At 62.7% G+C, this 26,464-nt stretch carries 24 protein-coding genes; 7 read left to right on the top strand and 17 right to left on the bottom strand.

The annotated features are described in order from the left end of the window. Positions 1-68 precede the first annotated feature (68 nt). The 3 genes from DBV08_RS02800 to DBV08_RS02790 are packed head-to-tail and all read left to right on the top strand — an operon-like array spanning position 69 to position 3,305. A complete protein-coding gene (locus DBV08_RS02800) occupies positions 69-1,460 on the top strand; it encodes a uracil-xanthine permease family protein (RefSeq protein ID WP_124566440.1) in 1,392 nt (463 codons plus the stop codon). Then, the gene (locus DBV08_RS02795; protein ID WP_095969044.1) at positions 1,441-2,523 is read left to right on the top strand and encodes an isopenicillin N synthase family oxygenase; all 1,083 of its coding nucleotides are present in this window, start codon (positions 1,441-1,443) and stop codon (positions 2,521-2,523) included. Before DBV08_RS02800 ends, DBV08_RS02795 begins: the two co-directional genes overlap by 20 nt. Beyond that, entirely contained in the window at positions 2,520-3,305 is a 786-nt protein-coding gene (locus tag DBV08_RS02790; protein ID WP_124566439.1) for an alpha/beta fold hydrolase, read from the top strand. The genes DBV08_RS02795 and DBV08_RS02790 overlap by 4 nt, the downstream gene beginning before the upstream one ends. On the opposite strand, the gene DBV08_RS02785 is transcribed toward DBV08_RS02790, so the two are convergent. Both DBV08_RS02785 and DBV08_RS02780 read right to left on the bottom strand, forming a co-directional pair. Continuing rightward, on the bottom strand, positions 3,256-4,761 hold the full coding sequence (locus tag DBV08_RS02785; RefSeq protein ID WP_124566438.1) for an aldehyde dehydrogenase family protein: 1,506 nt from the start codon (positions 4,759-4,761) through the stop codon (positions 3,256-3,258). The genes DBV08_RS02790 and DBV08_RS02785 overlap by 50 nt on opposite strands. Continuing rightward, complete coding sequence (locus DBV08_RS02780; RefSeq protein WP_124566437.1) at positions 4,758-6,074, bottom strand: VOC family protein; 1,317 nt, start codon at positions 6,072-6,074, stop codon at positions 4,758-4,760. Before DBV08_RS02780 ends, DBV08_RS02785 begins: the two co-directional genes overlap by 4 nt. Before the next feature lie 30 nt (positions 6,075-6,104). Here DBV08_RS02780 and DBV08_RS02775 point away from each other — a divergent pair, with 30 nt between their 5' ends. Both DBV08_RS02775 and lat read left to right on the top strand, forming a co-directional pair. After that, positions 6,105-6,569, top strand: coding sequence for an Lrp/AsnC family transcriptional regulator (locus DBV08_RS02775; RefSeq protein ID WP_003940830.1), 465 nt, complete (start codon positions 6,105-6,107; stop codon positions 6,567-6,569). Positions 6,570-6,634: 65 nt separating this feature from the next. Next, positions 6,635-7,963 (top strand): L-lysine 6-transaminase, encoded by a 1,329-nt coding sequence (gene lat, locus DBV08_RS02770; protein WP_124566436.1) that lies wholly within the window; start codon positions 6,635-6,637, stop codon positions 7,961-7,963. Here the strand turns inward: lat and DBV08_RS02765 are convergent. The 6 genes from DBV08_RS02765 to uraD form a co-directional block, all read right to left on the bottom strand. Next, positions 7,960-10,671, bottom strand: coding sequence for a molybdopterin cofactor-binding domain-containing protein (locus DBV08_RS02765; protein ID WP_124566435.1), 2,712 nt, complete (start codon positions 10,669-10,671; stop codon positions 7,960-7,962). The two genes, lat and DBV08_RS02765, sit on opposite strands and share 4 nt — an antisense overlap. Next, positions 10,668-11,477, bottom strand: a complete 810-nt coding sequence (locus DBV08_RS02760) for a xanthine dehydrogenase family protein subunit M (protein WP_124566434.1) — start codon at positions 11,475-11,477, stop codon at positions 10,668-10,670. The genes DBV08_RS02765 and DBV08_RS02760 overlap by 4 nt, the downstream gene beginning before the upstream one ends. A 7-nt stretch (positions 11,478-11,484) precedes the next feature. Beyond that, positions 11,485-12,798 carry an 8-oxoguanine deaminase gene (locus DBV08_RS02755; RefSeq protein WP_260395282.1) on the bottom strand — a complete coding sequence of 438 codons (1,314 nt, stop codon included), beginning with the start codon at positions 12,796-12,798 and terminating at the stop codon, positions 11,485-11,487. 53 nt (positions 12,799-12,851) lie between these two features. Further along, entirely contained in the window at positions 12,852-13,769 is a 918-nt protein-coding gene (gene pucL / locus DBV08_RS02750; protein ID WP_172436498.1) for a factor-independent urate hydroxylase, read from the bottom strand. Between the two features lie 64 nt (positions 13,770-13,833). Continuing rightward, positions 13,834-14,163 carry a hydroxyisourate hydrolase gene (gene uraH / locus DBV08_RS02745; protein WP_124566432.1) on the bottom strand — a complete coding sequence of 110 codons (330 nt, stop codon included), beginning with the start codon at positions 14,161-14,163 and terminating at the stop codon, positions 13,834-13,836. Next, complete coding sequence (uraD, locus tag DBV08_RS02740) at positions 14,160-14,678, bottom strand: 2-oxo-4-hydroxy-4-carboxy-5-ureidoimidazoline decarboxylase (RefSeq protein WP_124566431.1); 519 nt, start codon at positions 14,676-14,678, stop codon at positions 14,160-14,162. The genes uraH and uraD overlap by 4 nt, the downstream gene beginning before the upstream one ends. Before the next feature lie 144 nt (positions 14,679-14,822). Here uraD and DBV08_RS02735 point away from each other — a divergent pair, with 144 nt between their 5' ends. After that, a complete protein-coding gene (locus DBV08_RS02735) occupies positions 14,823-15,623 on the top strand; it encodes a tyrosine-protein phosphatase (protein WP_095969054.1) in 801 nt (266 codons plus the stop codon). Here the strand turns inward: DBV08_RS02735 and DBV08_RS02730 are convergent, their stop codons facing one another. The 9 genes from DBV08_RS02730 to DBV08_RS02690 form a co-directional block, all read right to left on the bottom strand. Next, the gene (locus DBV08_RS02730; protein ID WP_124566430.1) at positions 15,624-15,986 is read right to left on the bottom strand and encodes a VanZ family protein; all 363 of its coding nucleotides are present in this window, start codon (positions 15,984-15,986) and stop codon (positions 15,624-15,626) included. Then, complete coding sequence (locus tag DBV08_RS02725; protein WP_003940792.1) at positions 15,983-16,333, bottom strand: hypothetical protein; 351 nt, start codon at positions 16,331-16,333, stop codon at positions 15,983-15,985. The genes DBV08_RS02730 and DBV08_RS02725 overlap by 4 nt, the downstream gene beginning before the upstream one ends. Continuing rightward, complete coding sequence (locus DBV08_RS02720) at positions 16,333-16,758, bottom strand: DUF1707 domain-containing protein (protein ID WP_003940708.1); 426 nt, start codon at positions 16,756-16,758, stop codon at positions 16,333-16,335. Before DBV08_RS02720 ends, DBV08_RS02725 begins: the two co-directional genes overlap by 1 nt. A 76-nt stretch (positions 16,759-16,834) precedes the next feature. Continuing rightward, the gene (locus DBV08_RS02715; RefSeq protein WP_095969056.1) at positions 16,835-18,631 is read right to left on the bottom strand and encodes an acetyl/propionyl/methylcrotonyl-CoA carboxylase subunit alpha; all 1,797 of its coding nucleotides are present in this window, start codon (positions 18,629-18,631) and stop codon (positions 16,835-16,837) included. 138 nt (positions 18,632-18,769) lie between these two features. Further along, on the bottom strand, positions 18,770-20,170 hold the full coding sequence (locus DBV08_RS02710) for a condensation domain-containing protein (protein ID WP_124566429.1): 1,401 nt from the start codon (positions 20,168-20,170) through the stop codon (positions 18,770-18,772). 5 nt (positions 20,171-20,175) lie between these two features. Continuing rightward, positions 20,176-20,592 (bottom strand): SufE family protein, encoded by a 417-nt coding sequence (locus tag DBV08_RS02705; RefSeq protein WP_095969058.1) that lies wholly within the window; start codon positions 20,590-20,592, stop codon positions 20,176-20,178. Further along, complete coding sequence (locus DBV08_RS02700) at positions 20,589-21,494, bottom strand: sulfurtransferase (RefSeq protein WP_124566428.1); 906 nt, start codon at positions 21,492-21,494, stop codon at positions 20,589-20,591. Before DBV08_RS02700 ends, DBV08_RS02705 begins: the two co-directional genes overlap by 4 nt. Before the next feature lie 118 nt (positions 21,495-21,612). After that, positions 21,613-23,076: a condensation domain-containing protein gene (locus DBV08_RS02695; protein WP_124566427.1), complete on the bottom strand. Its 1,464-nt coding sequence runs from the start codon at positions 23,074-23,076 to the stop codon at positions 21,613-21,615. Then, complete coding sequence (locus tag DBV08_RS02690; RefSeq protein WP_124566426.1) at positions 23,076-24,572, bottom strand: condensation domain-containing protein; 1,497 nt, start codon at positions 24,570-24,572, stop codon at positions 23,076-23,078. The genes DBV08_RS02695 and DBV08_RS02690 overlap by 1 nt, the downstream gene beginning before the upstream one ends. A 151-nt stretch (positions 24,573-24,723) precedes the next feature. Between DBV08_RS02690 and DBV08_RS02685 the strand changes: the two genes are divergently transcribed. Then, entirely contained in the window at positions 24,724-26,421 is a 1,698-nt protein-coding gene (locus tag DBV08_RS02685) for an MFS transporter (RefSeq protein WP_124566425.1), read from the top strand. Positions 26,422-26,464: the final 43 nt, after the last annotated feature.

Here is a 26,464-nt window from a genome sequence, read left to right as displayed (position 1 = left end):
AAGAAATTATCGACGTGCTGAATAGTCCCGTACACGAAACACTTCCAGCTTCGGACGGAGATCGGCGCATGGCCATCCATCCAGTCGACCAGCGGCTCCCCATTGCCCGCCAGTCTGCTTTTGCTCTTCAGCACGTCCTCATCATGTACACCGGCTGCATCACGGTTCCGCTGGTTTTCGGTGCCGCCGTAGGGCTGGATCGCAGCACAGTCGCGATGCTGATCAGCGCGGACTTGCTCGTTGCAGGCATCATCACGATCATTCAGAGCTTGGGCGTGGGGAAGGTCGCCGGTGTTCGGCTGCCGATCGTGTGCGGGGCGACCTTCGCCGGACTGACGCCGATGATTCTGATCGCCAAGGAGTACGGCCTGCAGGCGGTATACGGGTCCATGCTGGTCGGTGGTGTAGTCGGCATAGCTTTGGCCGTACCGTTCGCCAAGATCGTCCGATACTTCCCGCCCCTGGTCACCGGCGTCGTCCTCACGGTCATCGGCATCTCGTTGATCGGGGTCGCAGGAGGCTTGATCGTCGGAAACGACCCCACCTCCCCGTCGTTCGCCGACCCGAAGAACCTGGCGCTGGCTGCGGCTGTGGTCGTAGTCGCGGTGGCGTTCATCTGCCTCGGCCGCGGGATGTGGACACAACTCGGAGTGCTGATGGCATTGGTGATCGGTACCGTGATCGCCATACCGATGGGCCTGATCGATCTGAGTGGCGTCAGTGGTTCGGCCTGGGTGGGTTTCCCGATGCCGTTCCATTTCGGAGCTCCGGAGTTTCCCGTCACCGCGGTGGTGGCGATGAGTATCGTCATGGCAGTGGTTTTCGCCGAATCGACGGCGAGCATGCTGGCCGTCAGCGAGATCACCGGAAAGCCTTTGAAGAAAGCAGATCTGGCACGAGGCCTGGTGGCCGACGGTATGTCGGGAGTTCTGGGCGGAATCTTCAATGCCTTTGTCGACACTGTTTTCTCCCAGAATGTCGGCGCTGTGGCCACTACCCGGGTGTACAGCCGGTACGTGACCGCTACCAGCGGTGCCATACTGATCGTCCTCGGCCTCATCCCGCGAATGGGTGAAGTGGTTGCCGCCCTACCTGATCCGGTGGTCGGCGGTGTTGGCATCATTTTGTTCTCGACTGTCGCCGTGGTCGGAATCAACACGCTGCGCAAGGTCGATCTCAGTGACCCGATCAACACGACGATTGCTGCTGTATCCGTGGGGATCGGTATCTTGCCGGAATTTGCGGAGGGGATGTTCGAGCGGTTCCCCTCCTCGGCGCAGATCCTCCTCGGTAGTGGCATCACTTTGGCTGCGGCCTCGGCCTTTTCGCTCAACCTGCTGTTCAATCACAGCCGACTCGGTGAACTCGCGAGACGATCGCGCGAGAGCCTTCACCCCACTACAAAAACTGAACCCGCTACCAGCTCTGCAGGAGACGCCAGTGCCATCGTCACAGTCTGATTCTCTGTCAGGATCCGATCTCTTCGAAGTGCCCGTCATCGACATCTCGCCTTACGTACTCGGTGGTGCCGACCAGGACAAGGCGCGAGTGGCTGCCGACGTCGACCATGCTTGTCGGACTGTCGGTTTCATGCAGATTCGGGGTCACGGCGTTCCAGTCGACATTTCTTCCGGCCTCGCCGACGCCATGGACGACTTCTTCGGACTGCCGCTGGAGACCAAATCGGGCTACCGAATCGCGGGCGCGAATCGTGGGTACAGTCCGCCCAAGAGTGAGTCGCTGAGCTTGAGTCTCGGCGTCGAATCCGCGACCAGGATGAACGACTTTTTCGAGGCGTTCAACATAGGAACCGAAGCCCGATCATTCACCGAACTCGAACTGTCGGAGGAGGATTACGGAATCAACCTGTGGCCGGCAGTGCGTGGATTCGCGGAGCGAGTGGAGAACTACTACGCCCATGGCGAGCGGGTGGCGCGGACACTCACCACCATTTTCGACGACGCACTGGGCCTGACCCCGGGATTCTTCGAGTCGATCACCGACCATTCCATCGACGTATTGCGGATGAACAATTACGCACTGCCCGAAGGGGCGGTGACGTTGGACGGCGAGTTGAAGGGGATGGGGGAACATACCGATTTCGGGCTGGTCACCGTGTTGTGGGCGGATCAGGTCGAAGGTTTGCAAGTGCTCGGGAGCGACCGACGCTGGCACGACGTCTGGCCGGAAGACGATGCGCTGTTGGTCAATCTTGGGGATCTCACCGCGCGCCTGACCAACGACAAGTGGATGTCCACGTTGCACCGAGTAGCGCCTCCGGTGGTGAACGGCACCGTCAAACGTCGACGATCGGCCGCCTTCTTTCACGACGGAAACGTCGATGCGGTGATCGCGACACTACCGAGCTTTCGCGACGACTCCGGCCTGGAATACGAACCCATCACTGTTCGCGATCACATCAAAGCCAAGCTGGCCGGGTCGAGGCAGGGGAAGTCCAATACCGCCGCAGTTCGTGAGGCGGCACGGGTGCTCTCGGCGGCCGAGTTCGAGGTGAAGCAGTGAGCCCACGGAACATCGTCCTGATTCACGGCGCCTGGGCAGGTGGTTGGGTCTGGGATCGGGTGTTTGGCCCTCTGAAGGCGGCAGGCTTCGATCCCGTCGTAGTGGAGCTTCCCGGCTCCGGGAGTTGGAACCCCGACGACGTGATCGATCTGGCCGATGTCGCCGAACATGTTGTGTCAGTGATGGAGTCATTGGACGGGCCGGCCATCCTGGTCGGGCACTCAGGCGGCGGGATCGTGGCCTCGCAGGTGGCCGAGTGGATACCTTCGCAGGTAACGGGTCTTGTATATGTCGCGGGAATGATGCTGCCGTCACAGATGGATTTCGGGATGCTGTGTGCTGAAGCCGGTTTGGAAAGTCCGGTCGGGATCTCGCGTTGGTTGGTCCCTGTCGGCGAAGGCGAAGCAACGGCAGTTCCGCCGGAGGCCGCTGCCGCCGTGTTCTTCCACGAAGCGCCGGTCGCCGATGCGATAGGCGCAGCGCGCATGCTTGTCCCACAATTGGAGTCCGCCCGTTTGATGGCAGCGGACTGGACCGAAGAGCGATTCGGAACCGTGCCGAGGCTCTATGTCGAATGCACCCTGGATCGAACTGTGCCGATCGAGGCTCAACGTGCCATGCAGAGACTTGTCCCCGGTGCCCAGATGGTCAGCCTGGGCACCGATCATGCACCTCAGTTGTCGGCGCTTCCGGAGCTGATCGACGCGATCACCGAATTCGCCCAGCAGGTGTTCAGCCGAACTCGACCCCTTGAGCCAGCGGAAGCTGGTCCGAGTAGTTGACGGTATTGGTGGCTCGGCGCATGTATGCCTTCCACGAATCCGAACCCGATTCGCGTCCGCCGCCCGTCTCCTTCTCCCCGCCGAATGCGCCGCCGATCTCCGCACCGGACGTTCCGATGTTCACGTTCGCGATGCCGCAATCGGAACCGTCGGCGGCGAGAAAACGCTCGGCTTCACGCTGATCGAGCGTGAAGATCGAGGACGAAAGTCCTTGAGGCACATCGTTGTGCAGCGCAATGGCGTCGTCGAAATTGGTGTAGGTCAAGACGTAGAGGATGGGTGCAAAAGTCTCGGCCCGTACCACCTCGGTCTGTGCGGGCATACGAACGAGTGCAGGTGTCACGTAGAACCCGGATTCGCCGACGCGGTCGCCGCCGCACACTACGGTTCCGCCGTCCGCGCGCGCGGCCGAGAGCGATTTCTGCATCGCCTCGAACGCGGCTTCGTTGATCAGCGGCCCGACCAGAACACCGGCGTCGAAGGGACTGCCGACCTGGAGCTGCGCGTATGCGGACGCAACGCGGTCGACGACGTTGTCGGCGATCGACTCGTGAACGATGAGCCGGCGCAGTGAGGTGCAGCGCTGCCCGGCAGTTCCGGCGGCGGAGAAGACAATTCCGCGCACGGCAAGCTCGGGATCTGCCGACGGCGTGACGACGGCGGCGTTGTTTCCACCCAACTCCAGGAGACTTCGTCCGAAGCGCTCGGCAACTCGTGGAGCCACGGCGCGGCCCATTCTCACGGAACCGGTAGCGCTGACCAAGGCCACAAGTGGGTTGTCCACCAAGGCCTCACCGACGTCGCGTCCGCCGATGATCAACTGGTGGACGTCTATCGGCGCATCACAGTCGGCGAGTGCGCGTCGGAGGAGGGCGTCACATGCCAGTGCAGTCAGTGGCGTGGTTTCCGAAGGCTTCCACACGACGGCGTCACCGCACACGAGAGCGATGGCGGTATTCCACGACCACACCGCGACGGGAAAGTTGAAAGCGGAGATGACCCCGACGACGCCGAGCGGGTGCCACGTTTCCGTCAACCGGTGGCCAGGACGCTCGGACGGCATGGTGCGTCCGTAGAGCTGCCGGGAGAGACCGACCGCGAACTCGCAGATGTCGATCATCTCCTGTACCTCGCCGAGAGCTTCCGAGGTGACCTTGCCTGCCTCCAGCGTCACGATCTCCGCGAGATCCTCCTTGTGCTCGGCCAGTAGGCTTCCCAGCCGCCGCACGACCGCCCCGCGCGCCGGAGCGGGGACGGTGCGCCAGGTGAGGAACGCTCGATGAGCCGCTTCGACGGCGTCGTCGACTTCTCGGCCGGAGTGTTGCCGGACCGTACGCAGTTGTGTACCGGTGATCGGACTATGTGCGCTCAGATCGCCGGCGGGCCACTCGACACCGCAGGCAGCGAGGGCGTTCTCGGCGCGGTCGGCGAGGCTCGAAGAATCAGGCAGGTTCACTGGGAGTCCTCTGTGGTTGTAGGCGGGGGTGGTTGTAGTCGGGGGTGGTTGTGGGCGGGAGAAAGCACGGCACGTGATGCCTCTTGTTGTGCGCGGTACAGCTCGAACGGATCTTCGATGGTGCGGTCGATGGCGCCCTCCAATCGATCCTGCCCGTATTCGGCGCCGGGCGCATCGGAAACGAATCCGGTCACGGAATCGAGATTGGACGCGAAGATCCCGGCCGCGGATGCCGGTAGAAAGTCCTCGTAGACGATCGGGTCGCGGACGACGACAGTTCCTTCGCTTCGGTACGTGAAGTATGCCAACCCCGCGTCGTCGAGTCCGTCCTCGGTGTGCGGAAACTCGCTGCCCCAGTCGGCGTCCTCGGGCCTGGCGATCAGTCGGTCGTAGATCGCCCTCCCGCTGCGGGTCAACGCGATTCCGCGTGCCTCGACCTCGCCGAATCTGACGCGGACAGGTTCTGTGGTGACCGATCCGTCCGGCCGGCGAAAACGTCTGTCTTCGGCCAGTGCGCGAAACGACGTCTGCCGCAGAAGCAGTGGCGGCCCATTCCATCTCGGCGGGCCTTGGATGCGGTCGATCATGGCGATGCCGCGCTCGGTCATTCGACGGTACAACTCGTCGATGTCGAGTACCCGTGGGGTGAGGTGGTTGACATGTGTCGAGCCCTGGCCGGCGATGTCTGCGGCGACAGGTGAGATCGCGGCAAGTTCGCGATACCAACCGGCGTCGATGGGTTCGGTGCCGAGCCGAAACGCCGAGGTTGCCGCTTCGACGAATTGTGTCGCCTCGGGCTCCGGGAGGCCGCACTCGCGGTTTGCTTTCCCGGCCCACTGCAGAAGTGCGGGAGAGAACAGGGTTCGGCGACGCAGGAACCCGGTGATCCGACGCTCGAGGTCGGTGTCGAAAAACCTGGAATCGGAGCCGGTCAGTACCGAGGTGAAAACACGGAACGGGTTCCGGGCGAGTTCGGCAGGCTCGGTGGGGCGAAAAGCCGTCGAGACAACGGGAATGGGGGAGTCGGTGAGCCGGAGGTCGTAGTAGCCGACCGGAAACATACCGAATCCGCCGAAGACGGTGGTCACGTCACGTAGTTCGTCGAGAGTCCCCAGTCGGATGGCGCCGTGACGCTCGGCGCTGACTCTCGCCAGGCTGCCCAGGCGCTCCGCAGAATCCGGATGTTCGGCAGCAAAATCACGGTTCACCTGCAGCGTTACATCTACCAAGGTGTTGTAAGCGGGGACCTCGTCGCCGTACATCTTGGCGAGGGCCGCAGCGAACCGTGCACGTAGCTCCCAGGTTTCAACCATACGAATGTCCGATTGCGTTAGCCTGCGCAGGTGCGAGAAACAGAAACCAGTGACGTTGCCGGTGTTCCGGTCGACGAAACCGATCGACTTTTGATGCGTGAATTGGTCTTGGACGGCCGTGCCACTCTCGCGAGTCTTGCTGAGAAGGCTGGACTCTCGATCTCCGCAGTCCAGTCGAGAGTGCGTCGATTGGAGTCTCGCAAGGTGATCCGTGGCTACTCGGCGAAGATCGATCCTGAGGCACTCGGTCACAATCTGTCCGCATTTGTCGCCATCACTCCTCTCGATCCTTCGCAGCCCGACGATGCTCCTGCTCGTTTGCGTCACCTGCCGGCGGTCGTTTCGTGCCACTCGGTGGCCGGGAGTGAAAGTTACGTCCTCCTGGTCCGGGTGGCGTCACCTCGGGCGTTGGAGCGATTGCTGCAGGAGATCCGTACGGCAGCCAACGTCAACACACGAAGCACCATCATCCTACAAACTTTTTACGACGAATGACGCTTGTTCAATAACTTTTACGGTGTTCTATCGACACTCTCGTAAAATTGACATAACCTTCGCGTATGAGTACTGCGATGCGAGACTTCGGTGACAGTGCGCTCTTTCCGGTCTACGAGGTGTTGAAAGCCAGCATGCTCGTCGACGGATTCGATCTGATTCTCGACGTCGAAAGGTCACGAGGTTCCTATCTTCGCGACCTGCGAGACGGAACCGAGTATCTGGACATGTTCGGCTTCTTCGGTTCCTCTGCCCTCGGGATGAATCACCCGGCGATCACCGGCGACGAGAAATTTCAGCAGGAGTTGGCTGTTGTCGCCTCCAACAAGCCGAGTAACTCCGACATTTACACCGAACCCATGGCGCGGTTCGTTGCGGCTTTCGCTCGTGTCCTGGGGGATTCGGCGCTTCCACACTTGTTCTTCGTGGACGGCGGGGCACTTGCGGTGGAAAATGCGCTCAAGGTTGCTTTCGACTGGAAGAGTCGGTTGAACGAAAGCCGTGGATTGTCACGCGATCTGGGGACGAAGGTCCTGCATTTGACCGAGGCCTTCCACGGTCGTAGCGGATACACGATGTCGCTCACCAACACCGAACCGGGCAAGGTCGCGAGATTCCCCAAGTTCGACTGGCCCCGCATCGACTCGCCGTACCTGGCAGACGGCCGCGACGTCGAAGCAGCGGAGAGGCGAACTCTCGATCAAGCGCGCCGAGCGTTTGCCGACAACCCCGACGATATAGCCTGTTTCATCGCCGAACCGATCCAAGGCGAAGGCGGTGACCATCACCTCAGGCCGGAATTCCTGCAGGCGATGCAAGAGCTGTGTCGTGAGAATGACGCCCTCTTCATTCTCGACGAGGTGCAAACGGGATGCGGGATCACCGGAACCGCTTGGGCCTACCAGCAATTGGGATTGCACCCGGATGTGGTGGCCTTCGGCAAGAAAACGCAGGTGTGCGGCATCATGGCCGGTGGCCGCGTGGATGAAGTGCACGACAATGTGTTTCACGTCAGTTCCCGGATCAATTCGACGTGGGGCGGCAACCTCACCGACATGGTGCGCGCCCGGCGGATACTCGAAGTCGTCGAACAGGACCGACTGATCGACCGCGCGCGATTCACGGGCGCGCATCTCCTTACCCGGTTGACCGAAGTGTGCGGGCGTTACGCGACGGCGACCGAGCCTCGGGGTCGTGGCTTGATGTGCGCGATCACGTTGGCGGACAGTGACCTTCGTGATCGCGTCGTCCAGCGACTGCGGGAAGACGAGCATGTGATGATTCTGCCGACGGGTAAGCAAGGAATTCGGTTCCGGCCCGCACTGACGGTGACGACCAGTGAACTGGACGACGCGGTCGACGCCGTCGAGCGCGTACTCGAACGCGAAGCCTAGGTCCCCGCCTGGAGTTCGCCCCACACCCGGTCCGGTGTCATCGGCGTGGAGTACATCCGAACTCCACAAGCATTCGCGATTGCGTTTGCCAACGCCGGTGCCACCGGATTGAAGGGCGCCTCGCTCATCGATTTCGCGCCGAAAGGGCCGAGCTTGTCGTACGTGTCGGCAAACAATACCTCGGTGATCGGCAGATCCCCGATCTGGGGAACGTGGTAATTGCGCAGCTGCGGATTGACCACCCTACCTTCCTCGATGACTATCTCCTCCGACAGCGCAGCACCGAGCGCTTGTCCCACACCGCCTTCCACCTGCCCGCGGAGTTGTGCCGGGTTCATGACGGTGCCGGCATCGGCGGCCTGAACCGACTGCAGGATCTTCACCCGGCCGGTATCCGTGTCGACGGCAACGCGAAAACCGTGAACGTTGAACGAGACCGAGCGCGGTGTTCCGTCGTGGCGACCGTCAGCGGCGAGCGGGCCACCTTCGAGTAGCGTCGCGAAATCGAGGCAACCGTGGGACGTTTCGACCCCGTCCGGCGAAAGATCGTCGATCTGCGCGGCGCGGCCACTCAATCGCGCCGCACGGGTCAGTATCCGCTCGCGAAGGCGCTCGCAGGCGATCAGGAGCGCCTTTCCGGCGACCACCGTTCCTGTCGACCCGAATGCTCCGGTGTCGTATCCGCCGGCATCGGTGTCGGATTGAACAATAGAGATGCGATCGACTGTCGTCCGCAATTCGGTGGCCGCGATCTGTTGGTGAATCGTGGTGGTTCCGTTTCCGAATTCCGCAGTACCGATAGTCACGACGTACCGACCGTCGGCCTCGAGTGCGACGGTGGTGTCGGAGAAGTGACCACGCGGCGGGATCGTCGCGATCATGGCAATTGCCATGCCTCGACCGATCTGCCAACGCGACCCTGCTGGTGCAGCCTCGCCGCGTCCGCTCGACAGTGCACTGTCGACGAGGTCGATGCACTGGTCCAGTCCGTAGCTGCCGAATTCGAGATCACCGTCCTCGACGTGCCAGTCGACAAAATCGTCTCCGGGTACGACGACGTTGCGGCGCCGAAACTCGAAGGGGTCCATGCCGAGACGATCCGCGAGCTGATCCATGGCCGACTCGACCGCGAAGATGATCTGACCGAGACCGTAGCCACGGAAGGCGCCGGACGGAACGTTGTTCGTGTAGACAGCCTCGGCGTCGACGCGTTTGGTCGCAGCGCGATAGACCGCCATGGATTCGGCGCAACCGTGGAACATGACTCCGATCGAATGGTTCCCGTACGCCCCCGCGTCGGAAAGGACGTCGATGGCCAGCGCAGTGAGAGTGCCGTCGGCATCGGCGCCGGCACGGACCGATACCCGCATCGGGTGCCGCGACGGTGCGATGGTGAACTGATCGCTTCGGCTGAACTCGTAAGCAACGGGCCTACCGGTTCGCAGGACGGCCAGTGCGACCAGATCTTCGGTGAGTAGTTCCTGCTTTCCGCCGAAGCCTCCACCTACCCGCTTGGCGAACACCCTGATTCGGCTGCGATCGAGATCGAAGATGTGCGCCAATTCGTCCCGAACCAGAAACGGCACCTGTGTGCTGCTCCTGATGACGAGGCGGTCGTCCTCGTCGAGCCACCCCACAGCGCCGTGAGTTTCCAAGGCTACGTGCTGGACTCGCGCAGTTTTCCACGTACCTTCGACGACTGCAGTCGCATCCGCGAGCGCACGGTCCAGGTCGCCGACGCCGTCGTGAAGCGCGGCAACCACGTTTCGGGGTGCCTCGGCGATCCGTGAGCTCTCGTCTTTGTCGCCGTGCAGGAGCGGAGCGCCGGGGGAACGTGCCAGATCTGGTTCGAACACCGCGTCGAGTACCTCGTAGTCGACTTCGATCAGTGAGAGTGCACGTTCTGCCTGCGTCGGAGTTTCGGCGACGACCGCGGCGACCCGCTGGCCGTGGAAACGGAGGGTGCTGTCGAACACCCGCGTGTCGTCCGGGTCGTCGTTGCGGTCCTCGTGTCGGGCAGTCGAGAACAGCACGTCCGGACTGTCCTGAAAGGTGAGAACCGCGGCGACGCCCGGCGCCGCTTCGGCTGCTGCCGTGTCTATCCGGGTTATGTGTGCGTGTGCGTGCGGACTGCCGAGTACTGCGACGTGAAGCAGGTCGATCGGCTTCTCACCCGGGGAGAAGTCCATGGTGTACTGCTCGGTCCCCGTGACGATGCGTGCGGACGCCGGGGCTGCGATCGAACGCCCTTGGGCCCCGCCTATTTTGGCAGTCTCGGTATTGGATGTACCCGCGAGGGCGTCACGAATGGACCGATAGCCGGTGCAACGGCACAGGTTACCTTTCATCGAGCACGCGAGATCGGATTTTTGTTCTACCGACAGCGCTGATGTGGTGACCACCATTCCTGCGGTGCAGAAACCACACTGGAATCCACCCGCGTCCACGAATGCCTGTTGAACGGGGTGAAGTTTCTCCGGCGTACCGAGGCCGGCGGCGGTGACGACGTCGTGGCCGCCGATGCGATGGGCGGGAAAGATGCACGAATGGGTGGGGTGACCGTCGACCAGCACCGAGCAGGCGCCGCAGTCTCCGGCATCGCACCCCTTCTTGACGGAGTTCGTTCCGTGCTCGCGGAGGAAGGTTCGCAGGCACTGTCCCGGGCGGGGTCGGTCGTCGCGGGGAACTCCGTCCACCGAGTACTTCATTCCAGTTCACCTCGGATTTCTTCGGCGAGAAGCTCGGTCATCGCCTTCCGCCATGGCGCAGTTCCATGGACATCGGTGAAGTAGGCGTCTTCCGGAATCCTGCTGCGCAATGCATCCGCAAGTGCAGCGGTGTCGGGGAGTTCGTCGAATTTCAGTGCGTACGGACGGCGGGTCGCAGCGGTGACCGCCAGGGTGAAACCGTCGGCGCCGCAGCGTCCGGCCACGGCCACGGCAGATCGCCCGAGTGACGTCTGTGCCAGCTTGCGCATCGCGGTACGCGCAGTGAGTGCATGCACGGGAATTCGGACGCAGCGGATGATCTCGCCGGGGCCGAGCACGTTGCGAGAATCGTCGATGACGAAATCGACTACGGGGACCGAGTATTCAGTACCGTCCGGTCGCCAGATCGTCAATTCGGCATCGAGTGCGGTGCACAGAGTCGTCATTGCTCCGGCCGGGAAGGAGAGCGCGATGTTGCCGCCGACAGTCGCGTATCGCAACACCTTCCACGATGCGAGCAGTGCGTCAGCGCAGTGTTGGAACAGCGCTGCGGCGGACCAAGATGTGGGAAGCTCGGCGCGGCACAGTTCCTCGATGGTGCAGGTGGCCGCGATTTCGATCCCGTGATCACTGACCTCGACTGCCCTCCAGTCGAGGCCGGACAAGTCGACGAGCGTGGTCAGGTGCGGCTGCGGTTCCGAATACAGCCAGGTGCCGCCGCCGATGAACCCGATGCCGGGTGACGCACAGGGTAGTTCGGCCCGGGTCCGCGGCACCAGAACTTCGTCGACGCTGTGCAGGTCCATCGCGGCCTCAAGCCTTTCCGAGTAGGTCGCGGTGTGCGCGTGCGACATCCGAGGCTACGACGTCCTCGTCGACGGTGGTGACTCGTCCGTCGGCAACTACGGTTCGCCCGTTGACAAGCAGTAACTTCAGCGGGGGAGTCGAGCCGAGTACGAGCGCTGCCACCGGATCGGCGATGCCGGCATGCGCGAGGGTGTCGAGTTTCCACACCGCCAGGTCGGCGAGTTTTCCGACCTCGATCGATCCGATCTCGCTGTCACGGCCCAGAACTCGTGCGCCGCCGATCGTTCCCAATTCCAAGGCTTTTCGCACCGTCATCGTCTGCGGTCCGCCCTTGGCCCGAGCAAACAGAAGCGCATGACGAGACTCCTCGATCAGACTGCATGCTTCGTTGCTCGCGGCGCCGTCCACGCCGAGCCCCACGGTGACCCCGCCGTTCACCAGATCGGCGGCACGGGCGATACCGGCTCCCAGGCGGGCATTGGAGGTCGGGCAGTGCGCCGCCGCAGTTCCGGTTCGCGCCATCGTCTCGATACCGGCGTCGTCGAGATGGACTGCGTGGGCGTACCAGACGTCCGGGCCCACCCAGCCGACGCGTTCCATGTATTCGACCGGCGTGCAACCGAAAAGCTTTCGGCAGAAGCGCTCCTCGTCCAGGGTCTCGGCCAGATGCGTGTGCATACGCACGCCGTTTTCACGGGCCAGAGTCGCGGACTCTCGGAGCAATGACTCCGTCACGGAGAAGGGTGAGCAGGGAGCTACCGCGATCTGCAACATCGACCCGGTATTCGGGTCGTGCCAGCGGTCGATCACCGACTGTGTGCCGGTCAGGATGTCGTGGAGTTTTTCCACTACGTGATCCGGCGGCAGGCCGCCGGAACTCTGACCGAGGTCCATCGACCCACGACACGGGTGGAATCTAAGGCCGACCTGCGCAGCCGCGGTGATCTCGGCCTCGAAAACATCACCGGCGTCGCGGGGGACGACGTAGTGGTGGTCGGTGGTGGTCGTACATCCGGTTTTTGCCAACCAGGTGAGGCCGCCGGTGGCCGCCACGTGGACGGCGTCGGCGTCGATACCCGCCCAGACGGGATACAGCGTGGTCAGCCACTCGAAGAGCGTCGAGTCTGCTGCCAGGCCACGGGTGATCCATTGGTAGAGATGATGATGTGTGTTCACAAGACCGGGAGTGATCAGGCAACCGCTGCCGTCGATCACATGCGCATTCGGGTACGCGGGGGCCTTTCCGCTCCCCACGTCGACAATCTTGTTGCCAGAAATCACGACGTAGCCGTCGGAGTACTCGGAGCGGTCGCCGTCCATCGTGACCACATGGGCATTGGCGATGACGAGTGTTGTCCCGAGCGCTGATTCGGTCACGACAACCAGCCGGCATAGGTGGTCCACGATGGTCCCGCGTCAGGCGCGTCGGATCGGCTGACCGCAGCTTGGATAAGGCCGTACGGACGATCGGCGGCGTGGAACACCTCGTTGTCGTTCTCGACTCCGAAGCGGCCGAGTGCATATTCGAAATGATGTTTGTTGGGTGCGGACAGTCGAACCTCGGCAATGATCGGAAACTCTTCGAGAATTGCCTTGCCGATGTGGAAGAGCGTCTGCTGCAGGGCAAGTGAATGTACCTGCGCGAATTGTTTGACGATTTGTGCCTTGATGCCCACGTAGACCGATTCCCAGTCGACGTCGGTGGTGACGAATCGCCACTGGGCGACCAACGTCGTCGCCATGACGCGGTCGTCGGTCGGCTCGAGGATCGTGTACGGATCTTCGAGGAAACCCGAGAACTCACTACCAGTTGATTTGAGGATCACCAGGTCCTTCAAGCCGCCGATCACCCACGTCCCGGCATCGGCCGTCCCGGCGTCGGAGATGGTGATCGACGCCGTCCGAACTTCTTGACCCTTCCGAATCCAGGTGTAGTCGTGCTCGCTGCCGTCGACAATCGCACGCTCCCAGGCGTATTCCTCGATCTCGATCCGCGCGCCACTGACCGGTTCGATGTCATCGACGAAATGACGGGCGAGTTCGAGTCCATACGTCTCGATCGAGATCAGGCCTTTTTCCTTGGCGTAGGAGTAGGCCGTTTGTTTCTGCGTGTCGGTCGGCAGAACCTTCGACTGATCACCGGTGAGGTACGCATCGGCGAAATCTCCACGCAGGCAAGTGGAGACGTTGATGTCGTGAATCTCGTGACGGGGGGTGTCTCGGTAGATTCGGACTACTCGATTTTCCGCTTTGCCGTACTGGTGACCCGAGAGTTCGATCGATCCGCTCAACCGTTCGGCGCTTGTATTGCCGGTCGTGATGTTGCCGGTTGTGATGTTTTCGGTAGTCACGTGTTCAGCTCCCGCGATAGGTGGAATAAGCAAAGGGCGACAGCAACAGTGGGACGTGATAGCCCCGTGCCGTGTCGTCCACCCGGAAGGTCACTGTCACTTCCGGGTAGAAGTTCTCTTGTCCGGTGGTCTCGAAATACGTTCCGGTGTCGAAAGTCAGGGTGTAGTGGCCGGCGGTCAGACCGCCGGGAGCAAGTTCGGGGATACGGCCGTCGGCGTCGGTCTCCGCAGTGGTGAGGGTGGCGCCGTCTCGATCACGAAGTTCGACGCGAATCCCCGCCGCGGGGTTGCCCGCCGTAGCGTCGAGAACATGCGTGCTGAGGGTCTTGCTCATGCTGCGCCTCCGGCGAGTGAATCGATCAGACGGGCGAGTCTGATCCGATTGATGGCGGCCAGTTCGGTTCGAAGCACGGAACGCTCGGTCGCCGGGTCGTTTCGGAGACGGCCTCGAAGGATGTCGAGGAGCTCCGTCCCAGATTTCCCCGACGCGCAGACCAGGTAAACATGGCCGAATGTGTCCTCGTACTCGGCGTTCTTCTGTCGAAGTTCCGCGAGTACGTCTTCTGTCGCGGACGAGACTCCCGACTGTTCCCTGGCCGAGGCCGCGCTCTCTGTTCGCTCTCCGATTCGCGGGTGGCCGGACAGTGCGTCGTCGATCTCGGACTCGGGAAGCTCGGCCAGCACCGCATCTGCTTTGTCGAGCAGTGCCTCCAGATCGGCGAACGGTCGAGACGAGGCGATTTCCTGTGCCCACACGGCGGAATGGCAACACTCGAGCAGCGCCGCGACTGCCTGGTGGTCTCCGAGCGCATCGAAGGCTCTGAGACCACTGGAATTCGTTGTAGGCATGTCCACAGGATTACTTGAGCATGTTACGGATCTGTAGCGCAGCAATTACGGGAGATGATGCGTCGCAAACTTTCTTTCGCCGGCCCTGTCCGGCTTTGGTCCGGCTCTTGTCCGGCACGGTCGAACGCCCGATACATTCTAGGTATGACCGATACTCCGAAGTTGTCTTCCGTCGTACCGTCGCTGGCGAACCTCCGAGACATCGGTGGCCCCGAATCGAGCTTCGGAGGCACCGTCCGCACCGGGAGCGTGTTTCGTTCCACTGATCTGGCATCGCTCAGCGCGGACGGCGCACAGACCCTCGCCGATCTGGGCATCGTCACGATCTACGATCTGCGCACCGAATCCGAACGGGAAACGGCACCGGACCTGACGCCGGACGGTATCCGTGAACTCGGCCTGGATGTCCTGGCGGACAAGCAGTATCGCGCCATTCCGGCTCAGATGCAGCAGATGATCGCCGACCCTGCGTTTGCTGCCGAAGCGTTGGGCAGCGGCCAGGCGCTCGAGTACTTTCAGGGAAGTTACCGCGATTTCGTGACCTTGCCGAGTGCGGTCGCGTCTTACCGGCAACTGTTCGTCGACTTGGCGCAGCCGGCCAGCTCGCCGGCACTCGTTCACTGCACCACGGGCAAGGACCGCACGGGCTGGGCCGCAGCCGCGCTGCTGCTGTTCCTGGGGGCTTCCGAGGACGCGGTCTTCGCGGACTACCTCGAAACCAACAAGGTTCTGTTGCCGATGTTCGCGCCGCTCCTCGAGCGTTTCGAGGCCAAGGGTATCGACCCGACCTTGCTCGAAGGTGTCCTCGGTGTCAGGCGCGAGTACCTGGAGGCGTCGATGGCAGAGCTCGCGCAGGTTCACGGATCCATCGAGGCCTACTTCACCGACGGCTTGAAGATCGACGCGTCGACTCAGGAACAATTGCGGAGCAACCTGCTCAGCTGATCAGAACCTGCTCGGCTGGTCGTTGCGGGCGTTTCGACGCCGCGTCACGAGGCTGACGATACCGATCCCGATGGCAATGCCGAGCAGATCGGCGCTGCCGTCCCAGATCGAACCCGAACGCGAAATGGGCAGCGCTGCTTGAAGAACCTCGGATGTCGCGGCAAAGATCACCAACCACACCGCCGTGAGCCACACCGGGATCCGGGCGCGCAACGAGGTGATCGCCAATACCGCGAACATCAACGTGTGGGTGATCTTGTCGGTGTTCTCCGGGCTGGACGGCACGGTGGAGCCAGGAGAGAAGAGCATGATCAGAGCGACGACCACGGCTGTCGCCAGCGGCCAGTACCGGTTGTTCTTCAATTCGTCTGCCCCTCGACCACTACGAGCCCGAGTGCACCTTCGGCGAACCTCGTCACGGCGTCGGCAGCTGTCGTGAGTGCCTCGGTGTGCCCGTCGCGGGCCCAGCCGGTGAGAAGGGCGGTGGAGTCGAGAGGCGTCAGAACGACCTCGGCGAGAAGCTCACCGGTGTTGGGTTGGCACACTGCCCAGGAGTAGACGCTGTTCTCGTGCCACTGAGCGCTCCGCTGACTCACGTAATCGGGGTCGGTGATACCGCCGTCGGCAAGAGCGGGGCGGTCGTCCACCCGCTCGTCTGCGCGCAGTGCCCGCAGATACCAGCCGCCTGCGTTGATCTCGATCGGCTCCATCAGTCGGAGTCCCGTTCGCGGCGGCGCTTGGCCTTGCGTTCCCGGTCGGTGCCGAACAGCAGCGCACCGGCCAGGGGAATCGCGAGGAACCACAACCACGTACCGGTGACGAAGAACAGGATCACCGCGAGAATCGGGACGACAGCCATGACACGACCGGACCAGTCGGGGTTGAAGCCTCGCTCCGCCGGTGCGTCGGGAGGCGTCACCATCGACAGGGGAGCGGTGCCGGGGGCTTGATAGTTGCCCGGCAGATCGGCGAACACCGGAACGAGTTCACTGCGAGTTGTTGCGGCACTGACGATTCCGCTTCTCTCGTCGAACTCCGTGACGGTGAGGCGGCCTGCGGCGAAATGCTCGCTCAGAAGATCGAGTGCCTGCTCGCGTTCTGCAGTGCCGATGCGAATGTCGGGGACGTCAGCCATCGTTACAGCCTACTCAAACGACTGTGCGCCTTTCCGGTAGTGGGGACTACCGGAAAGGCGCACGGGGCCGGAGGCCCTACTTGAGTTCTGCGAGAACCGTTCCCTGCGTGATTGCTGCACCCGGCTCGACGGACAGTCCGGTGACGACACCGGCCTTGTGCGCGTTGACGGGGTTTTCCATCTTCATGGCTTCGAGAACGGCGATCAGATCGCCCTCCGCGACTTCCTGGCCTTCGGTCACTGCGACCTTGACGACGGTGCCTTGCATCGGAGCGGTGACAGCGTCACCCGATGCTGCTCCGCCGCCGGCGCCGCCGCGCTTGCGGGCCTTCGGCTTCTTGCGGATCGCACCGGAGGCAGCGCCGCCGCCGTTGCCGAGCGAGAACTGGCCCGGGAGGGAAACCTCGACGCGACGTCCACCGACCTCGACGACGACGTTCTGACGCGGCAGAGCCTCGTCCTCGTCGTCTACGGGAGCACCGGCGCCCGCGTACGGCTCGATGGGGTTGACCCAGTCGGTTTCGATCCACTTGGTGTAGATGTCGAACTTCTCGCCGTCACCGACGAATGCCGGGTTCTCGACGATGTGGCGGTGGAACGGGAGGACGGTCGCGAGGCCGTCGATCTCGAACTCGGCGAGGGCGCGCGATGCCCGCTGGAGGGCTTCTTCGCGGGTGGCACCGGTGACGATGAGCTTGGCGAGCATGGAGTCGAACTGTCCGCCGATGACGTCGCCGGCGACGACACCGGAATCGACGCGAACGCCGGGGCCCGTGGGCTCACGGTAGACGGAGACCGGGCCGGGGGCAGGCATGAAGCCGCGGCCGGCGTCTTCACCGTTGATGCGGAACTCGAAGGAGTGTCCACGCGGGGTGGGATCTTCCTTGATGGAGAGTTCTTCGCCGTTGGCGATGAGGAACTGCTGACGCACGAGGTCGATTCCCGCGGTCTCTTCCGTGACGGGGTGCTCGACCTGCAGGCGCGTGTTGACCTCGAGGAAGGAGATGGTGTCGCCCTGAACCAGGTACTCGACCGTTCCGGCGCCGTAGTAGCCGGCTTCCTTGCAGATGGCCTTCGCGGACGCGTGGATGCGTGCGCGCTGGTCGTCGGTCAGGAAGGGCGCGGGAGCCTCTTCGACGAGCTTCTGGAAGCGACGCTGCAGTGAGCAGTCGCGGGTACCGGCGACGACGACATTGCCGTGCTGGTCGGCGATGACCTGAGCCTCGACGTGGCGGGCCTTGTCCAGGTACTGCTCGACGAAGCATTCGCCGCGACCGAAGGCTGCGATGGCCTCACGGGTGGCCGACTCGAACAGTTCGGGGATTTCCTCGATGGTCTGGGCGACCTTCATGCCGCGACCACCGCCACCGAAGGCAGCCTTGATCGCGACCGGTACGCCGTATTCCTTGGCGAATGCGACGACCTCGTCGGCGCCCTTGACGGGGTCCTTGGTGCCGGCCGCCATCGGTGCCTTCGCGCGCTCCGCGATGTGGCGTGCGGTGACCTTGTCTCCGAGGTCGCGGATGGACTGCGGTGACGGACCGATCCAGATCAGCCCGGCGTCGATGACGGCCTGGGCGAAGTCGGCGTTCTCGGAGAGAAAGCCGTAGCCGGGGTGGATGGCGTCGGCGCCGGACTTCTTGGCTGCGTCGAGGATCTTGTCGAACACGAGGTAGGACTCGGCGGACGTCTGTCCACCGAGGGCAAATGCCTCGTCTGCGAGCTTCACGAACTGCGCTTCTGCATCGGGCTCGGCGTAAACGGCAACGCTGCCGTAGCCGGCATCCTTGGCCGCCCGGATGACCCGTACCGCGATTTCACCGCGGTTCGCGACAAGCACCTTCGTAATGTGCGCGCTGGCATGACTGGGCACTGAGCCTCCTGTGGTTCGCATAGTCTGTCTCCGCGGTGTATTCCTCTGGGATTTCACCATCGGGGGATTGGCATCACTTCGGAGTGTATGCATCGCTTCGACGCTGGTTGTAACCGGATCGCTAAAGCTCACTCCGGCTTAGGAAACGGTTTCGAAAACTACCGATGAGTAGCTGTCGGAGGTGTGCTTGTCCGGTTCGGTGACGATGTCGTCGATGGTCCGGCGCAGTGCGGCCACGTAGGCGTGGACCGCGGCGTTCGCCGTTTCGTTGCCTGGATACCTGACTGCGAGATTGAGGCCGTGGGGTGTGCGGTTGATCCAGATGTAGACGTCGTGCGTGTACGCCTTGCTTCGGAGTGCTCGCGCGTTCCACTCAGGCCACTGAGCGGCCTCGGGTACAAAGCGAACGTCCATGTAGGACACCACGAATCGCGGTCGGATCGGAGTTCCGAGGTGCTCGCCGATCCGGTCGAACGGAACCGCGGCGGCAGGCTTGACCGCAGCGATCGACTCGGCGGCGCGGGACGCGAGGTCGCCGAACGAACAGTCCGATCCCACCGCGAACTCGACCGGGCACAGGCCGACGAACCAACCGAGCGCCCCCGCCCACTCCTGAGCGCTGCGGGTGTGGACCGGCGTCACGACCTCGAATCGATCGGCCGCCGCGACCTCGCGACCCACAGCCGCAAGACCACCGAGAAGTCCGGCGAAATACCCGACACCGGCGGCTGCGCACGTCGAACTGAAGGCCTTTGACTGGTCGGCGTCGAGCAGCCAGGTCGACAGGCCGTTCTGAGAATCGGTTCCGCGTTCACCGATCGGTAGCGGGAACTGGGGTAACCCGTCCGTACCGAGAGCCTTACGCCAGATCTCGACCGCGGCCTTCTCGGCTTCCATGTCGGCCATCTGCTCGCGTTCGACGGCACCGAAATCGACGTAGCTGCCCACCGGAAACAGATTTGCAGCACTACCGGTCGAAGCCTCGCGGTACAGCGCACCGATCTCGTGGGCGACCAGGACGATCGAGAAACCGTCGATGATCGAGTGGTCCGCCGCGAAGAACACGGTGAACGGACCGTCGCCACCGCGTGGCGTCAACGTCGCGAAGACGTACGACGGCCAACTGTGCGGGGAGGCGTAGTCGTCGAACAAGCGGTGAAGGTGGTCGAAGTTGTCCTGGCTGGACGCGTCGTAGCCGTGGCTGACGACGCCGATGTCGATCCCGCCGATCGGGACGGTATGCCGGGTGATCTCGCCGCTCGACGGCTCGAGGACGGTATGCGAGCGCAGAACTTCGTGGCGATCGATCCACCGGCCGAGAGCGACCCGGAACGCATCGACGTCGAGTGGGCCGGAAATCTCGAAAGCTGTTCCCAGCCAAGACTTGTCGCCTGCGCCTGCAGCGGAACGGCTGAGATGTGCCTCGTGAATGTAGGAGACGGGCCGCGGATCCGGAACCCAGGGCCCGGTTGCGCACGGCAACCATTCGACGAGTGCGCCGGCCGGAATCGCATAGTCGGCCAGTTCGGTGAACTCCATGTTTTTCAGCCCCGCAAGTGCCGCTTGATGCGCGCGAGCATGGCCGACATTCCCCGCAGACGGAGCGGGCTCACAGCTTCTGCGAGACCGAGCGCCGAATAGAAGTCGTCGGGTACACCGAGGATCTCGTCGGCGCTGTGACCGTCGAGCCCCTGCGCGAGGATCGATGCGAAGCCGCGCGTGGTGGGAGCCTCGGGGGGAGCGCTGAAGTACAGGCGGACGTTGTCGCGGTCCGAATCGTCGACCGAGAGGAACAGTGGCGACTGACATTCCGGGACCGGCTCCATCGCGCTCTGCTCGAGCTCCGCCGGCAACGGCGGTAGTTCTCGGCTGAACTCGAGAAGAAGGGTGAGCTTGTCCGAGGCGCCCACGGCTGCGAAGTCGTCGACGATCTCGGCCAGAGCCGAAGGAAGAGCGTTCATGACGCCGATACGGAGGAAGGAACTGCGCCGGGCTCTTCGCCCTGGACGATCGGGACGCGCACTGCATTGCCCCACTCGGTCCAGGAACCGTCGTAGTTACGAACGTTCGGGTAGCCGAGAAGATGGGTCAACACGAACCAGGTGTGGCTGGAACGCTCGCCGATGCGGCAGTACGCGACGATGTTGTCCTCGGCCGACAGATCGCCGTAGATCTCGCCGAGTTCGGTGCGGGTGCGGAAGCGGCTGTCCGGTGCCGCTGCCTTCGCCCACGGGATGCTGAGAGCGCTGGGAATGTGTCCACCGCGCAACGCGCCCTCTTCGGGGTAGTCGGGCATGTGGGTTCGCTCGCCGGTGTACTCCTGCGGAGATCGAACGTCGATGAGCGGTCCGTCGCCCAAGTGCGCGAGAACGTCGTCCTTGAATGCGCGGATGGGAGCGTCGTTGCGCTCGACGACCGGGTAATCGGTTGACGTGATGTCGGGAACGTCGAAAGCGGTGTCGCGGTTCTCGGCGATCCATGCGTCGCGGCCACCGTCGAGAAGACGGACGTCCTCGTGGCCGAACAGTGTGAAGACCCACAGTGCGTAGGCGGCCCACCAGTTGCTCTTGTCGCCGTAGATGACCACGGTGTCGTCGCGGCTGATGCCCTTGCGGTTCATCAACTCTGCGAACTTCGCGCCGTCGATGTAGTCGCGGGTGACCGGATCGTTGAGGTCGAGATGCCAGTCGATCTTCACTGCTCCGGGAATGTGGCCGACGTCGTACAACAACACGTCTTCATCGGATTCGACGACCTTGAGGCCCGGCGTACCGAGATTCGCCGAGAGCCATTCCGTCGAGACCAACCGGTCGGGATGCGCGAACTCGGCAAACGCGGTTGAGGGATCGGGGGCAACGGGCACGGGCGTACTCCTGAAGGCGAATCGTTCGGTTCGAACACGGACTTGATCGATTCTATGCGCTGTGCGCAAGGTGAGACGCCCGGAAGCAGGTTCTGCCTGCTCGTACCCGTTGCCGATACTAAATTCTCGGTGTTCCTGCTCCGACGCTCGAATCTCTCAATTGTTCGGTGACACTTCCGATCGGGGTTACACCCCGGGCGCAGACCTCTCTCAGAATCCGGTCGAGTTCGGTGAGGAAATTCACCATGGTTTCGTTCGCCGTCTCGGTGTCCGGGAAGCGCGACCGCAGCGAGAGACCACGGTTCGTTCGCGAAATCCAGAACTGGGCATCGTCGGCGACCGTCACGTTGCTGATGTGATGAGCGTTGAGGAGATCGTGATCGTCGGTGCCGGGCAGTTTGCGGTAATCGATGTACGACACCATGAAGACGTCGGTGCGCGTGCGTCGAATCTTGTCGCCCAAAGCATCTCGAACCTGAGCCATGGTGACGCCCTCGAGCGTCAACGCAACTCGGAACGACGCGTGCGTATGTGCAAGGGATGCACCGAAATCCGCGTCGGGAGTGATCCGGACCGTGATCGGCGCGCTGGTGGTGAGCCAGCCGATCGCGTCGGCCCAACGGGGATCTTTGCGGATGTGCAGCGGGAATTGCAGGGGAAGCGTCGCCTGTCCGGTGTACGAGTGGACGGAAAGACCCATCGCAGTGAGGATTCCGGTGAACACGCTACCGCCGGCGGACAGGCAGATCTCGTCGAACGTCGCCGTCAGCTCCTCGTCGAGCAGCACGCGCACATCGGCGCCCTGCGGCGCTGGCTTTCCGCCCTCGACGCCGAGATCCAAGGGGAAACTCGGTGAAGTACCACCGCAAATCTCGTAGAACCTTGCCCACTCCCGGATTCGAGGGTCGTTGTCGACGGGAAGTAGAGCGTCAGCCTCCAGTTCGCAGTACCGCACGAAACTTCCCGGGTCACCCAGTCGGCTCATCACTGCGTCGACCGCCGAGTGGTCGGTCAGGTCGGGTAGGGCGATCAGTCCCTCGTAGATCTGTCGCAGTTCCCCGAGTGCGATGACCAACGAGTACCCGTCGACCAGTGTGTGATCGAAGGCGCTCAGGACTGTGTAGTGCTCTTCGCGTTCGACCGTGGCAAATGTGTAGGCGGGGAAGGTCAGTGGATCGCAGACCGTCGTGAATCGCTTCTTGAGGTGCGCTCGCAGATTCTCGGTGGAATCGAACTTCAGCGGTTCCGAAGTCTCGATATGTGTGCCGTCGGGGTCGAGACCCATTCGGGTGGTGGTGAACTCGCCGACCTCGAACCCTGTGTGCAGCGTGTCATGGCGACTGATGAACAGGCGCAACGCGAGATCGAGTGCCGGCCGATTCAGTTCTCCGGGAAGATCGAATGCCGCTGCCATCCATACGCTCCGGCCCATGCCGTGTGTTCGCGCAGTTTCGAGATGAAAATGCTGGTTGTACGACGGTGGTACCTCGGACTCGGTGACGGCACCGTCTGCAGGCCGGAGCGACCATTCGGTGACGATTCCCGGCTCGAGTCCGTATCGATCGATCGAGGTGACATGCATCAGGACGCTCCCTCTGGTGCCGAGAACGAGTAGTCGCCCTGAGCTGCAACAGTTTTGATGATGGTGGAGACATGCTCGGCGAAGCGGGTGGCAGATTCGTGCGCCGTGGGGGTGTCAGGGTGTGACACGGCGATCCAGGTACCGGTGTGCATCCGGTTGATCCACATCGATGCGATCTGAGTCTCTTTGCCGCCGACGATTCCCGTTGCCTTCGTCTCGACGTAACTGTATGGATCGGGCATGCGTCGGCCGTCGATGTACGAGACGATCGGCGGCGGGGTGAGCGTCTTCGACAGGCCGCCGGGAGCGGAAGAATTCTCGTCCGACATGCTGGAGAGAACGAGGTCGATGACTTGCTGAACGGAAACGTCCAACAGCGCTTTGCCGTCGTGGTAACCCTGCTGCCCGACTTTCGCCAACTCGGTGAAACGTCGCTTGTCGTCGACGTCTATTCCCACGGGGATCAGGTTGATGTACCAACCCTGCGCAAACGAGTCGGCCTCGGTTCGCGTGCTGACCGGCGAGAGAGCGATGTACTTGTCGCGCCCGGCCAGTTCGAATTCCGCGATCGCGAGTGCCGTGAATATCCCGCCGATGAAGTTGGCCCCGTTGGCTTTACAGATCGCACCGAACTTTTCGCATTCGACGTCGTCGGCCAAATCGAAGCGTGAACCGATTGCCGGTTTGGGGGCGTCCTCGGCGCCCAGCGGGAGAGGAAATCCGGGGAACGAGCCGCCGCTGCGCATGAGGTAACCGAGCCACTTGTGAACTTCGGGTGACTGCATCGTCAGTTCGGTTGTCCGCTCGCGCTCGATACGACCGAACTGCGCGTAACTTCCCGCCGGGCCCAGTTCGGGATGTGACCCGGTCGTTTCCGCTGCGTAGAGCTGACGCAATTCCGCGTACATCAGCACCATCGAGTTCATGTCCGAATGAGCGTGGTCGACGGCATGGAACAGGGTGAAACCGGGCGCGGTTTCCGTGTCGGTGTGATCGTGCTCGACGGCACCGAAGACGAATGCCGGCCACTGCAGCGCGCTGGTTTCCGTGGCGAACTTGGTTGCGACGAGCGCACGGATCGCCTCGGATTCGGAGACGTCGTCGCCGACGCGGTACTCGAGTTCGATGCTCTCGACCGGAACGACGTGTCGACGGACCTCGAACGAGGTGTCCGCAGCGTCAGTGGTCGCCTCGTCGAACGAGAACCAACTGTGGAGCGTGTCGTGGCGACGGACGTAGCGCTGCAGGGCCCTGGTCATGGCGTCGCGGTCGAGAGTTCCGGCGAAATCGAAGGCGATGCCGATCCATGGAGACTGCGGATCGCCCTTCTCTGCTGTGACGCGGGCGCGTCGCAAGTGGCGATCCTGCATCGTGGTCGGGGGTAGTTCTCGGTCGATCTCGGCTTCGGCGGCTCTCTGAGCGGAAGCATGCGTGACGCCCCATTCGATTACCCGTCCAGGAAGCGGGTGCCAATGGGTGATCAGGTTCAGATCCATCGAGTAAGAACTCCTGCGTGTGTCGTCGAGAAGCCTGCTCTGAAAATGGGCAGACGACGAACTATCCCATCTGGGGGACTGAATTGTCCGAAATACTACAATCTAAACAAGAACAGGTTCTAGAAGCGTCCTGTTCGATTAGGATCATTCGGTGCTTCCGGACCCTTTAGGTGACGCTGTCGGCGCCGACCACAAGGGCGGACGGCGAGCTGGTTCTCTGACGCCTTGGCTCGGGTTGGCGACGAGTCTGGCGGCGGCATTCATGCAGCTTCTCGATGCGACCATCGTCAACGTCGCGCTCCCGAGTATCGCCGTCGATCTTCGAGCCGGCGTCTCGGCGCAGTTGCTCATGGTCAGCGTGTACATCCTGGCTTTTGCCTGTTCGTTGATCACTGCGGCCCGGCTGGGGGACCTGTTCGGTCGCAGAGTCGTATTTCTGACGGCACTGTCCGTGTTCGTCGCCGCCTCGTTGCTGTGCGGGCTCGCTCAGAGCGCGACGATGCTGATCGTCTTCCGCGGTCTGCAAGGTCTGGCGGCCGGTTCGATGTCCGCGCAGACCTTTGCCATAATCTCCGGTCTGTTTCCGAAGGCGAGGCATCCGCGGGTATTCGGGATCTACGGCGCGACGATAGGGCTGGCAACGGTCAGCGGGCCTCTGGTGGGCGGACTTCTGATCGAGTGGAATCTCTTCGACTGGGGCTGGCGCCTGATCTTCTTCGTCAACATCCCGATCGGCGTCGCCGCCTTGATCCTCGGGTATTTCCATCTCGTCGATGCTCGCGCTGAGCATGTGCGCTCACTGGACCTCATCGGCGCCGCGCTGTCGTCGTTGGCACTGTTCCTGCTGATCCTTCCCCTGGCTGAGGGAAGAGCGCGTGGATGGCCTACAGGTCTTGTCGTAATGCTCACGATGTCGGTGCCGGTGGCATTGGCCTTCGTGCTCTACGAATCGCGGCTGGGGAAACGCGGCGGTGATCCCGTCCTTCGGCTCGAACTCTTCCGCGACCGAGCATTTGCGATCGGCGCGGTTCTTGCGTTCGTATTCTTCGGAACCCTGACTTCGTTGATCTTCACCATCAGTCTCACGCTTCAGTTCGGCTTCGGGTTCTCCGCATTGCGAGCGGGCGTCATGACGCTGCCGTGGGCCGTCGGAATGGGCGTGGCGGCGGTTCTCTCGTCGGCGGTGTACCGCATGCTCGGAAACCGCGTCCTGATCCTGGGCATGGTCGTCTTTGCCGGCTCGCTGATCGCGTTGTCGGTCATCCTCGAGCACGAAGGAACCGATCCGCGCTGGCTCGCGCTCGCCGGCCCGCTGCTTCTCGGAGGCGCAGGGCTCGGACTGTTCGTGGCACCGCTGCAAACCGCGATCCTCGCGACGGTCGAACCCGCGCACGCGGGTTCGGTGTCGGGACTGCTTCCGACCGTTCAGCAGGTTGGCAGCTCCATCGGACTGGCCTTGATCGGAGTGGTGTTCTTCTCGCTCGTCGCTGGGCAAGCTCCGCAAGCAGTGCAGGGGGAGCGGCCCGAGTATGTTGCGAATCTTGAAGCCGCCGGGGTGAGTCCTGGTCTCGTCGATATCGCCGAAAAGGCATTTGTCGATTGCGCGACAAGCCAATTGGCGTCCGGAACGCCGATGGAGGTGGCGCCGGAGTGTCGCCGCGAAGGAACTGCCGGCCCTGGGGGTCAATCCGTTCAGGTGGCAGTTGATGCCGCGTACGCATCTACCCGGGCGGCGGCCGGCGAAGCATTTCTCGAAGCTCAGCGCCGTGTACTCGCGATCATCGCAGCAATTGCGCTCGGTATCGGATTGGCGTCGACTGCCCTACCTCGGGTCAATTCGCCAGTCTGAGAATTGCTCTTGACTCGAACGGGTGTTCGAGTACCCTGTGTTT

Source organism: Rhodococcus sp. KBW08 (assembly GCF_003852455.1).
GTDB classification, from domain to species: Bacteria; Actinomycetota; Actinomycetes; order Mycobacteriales; family Mycobacteriaceae; genus Rhodococcus_F; species Rhodococcus_F baikonurensis.
Note: the sequence above shows the minus strand (reverse complement) of the source record. Positions and strands in the feature narration are given on the sequence as shown.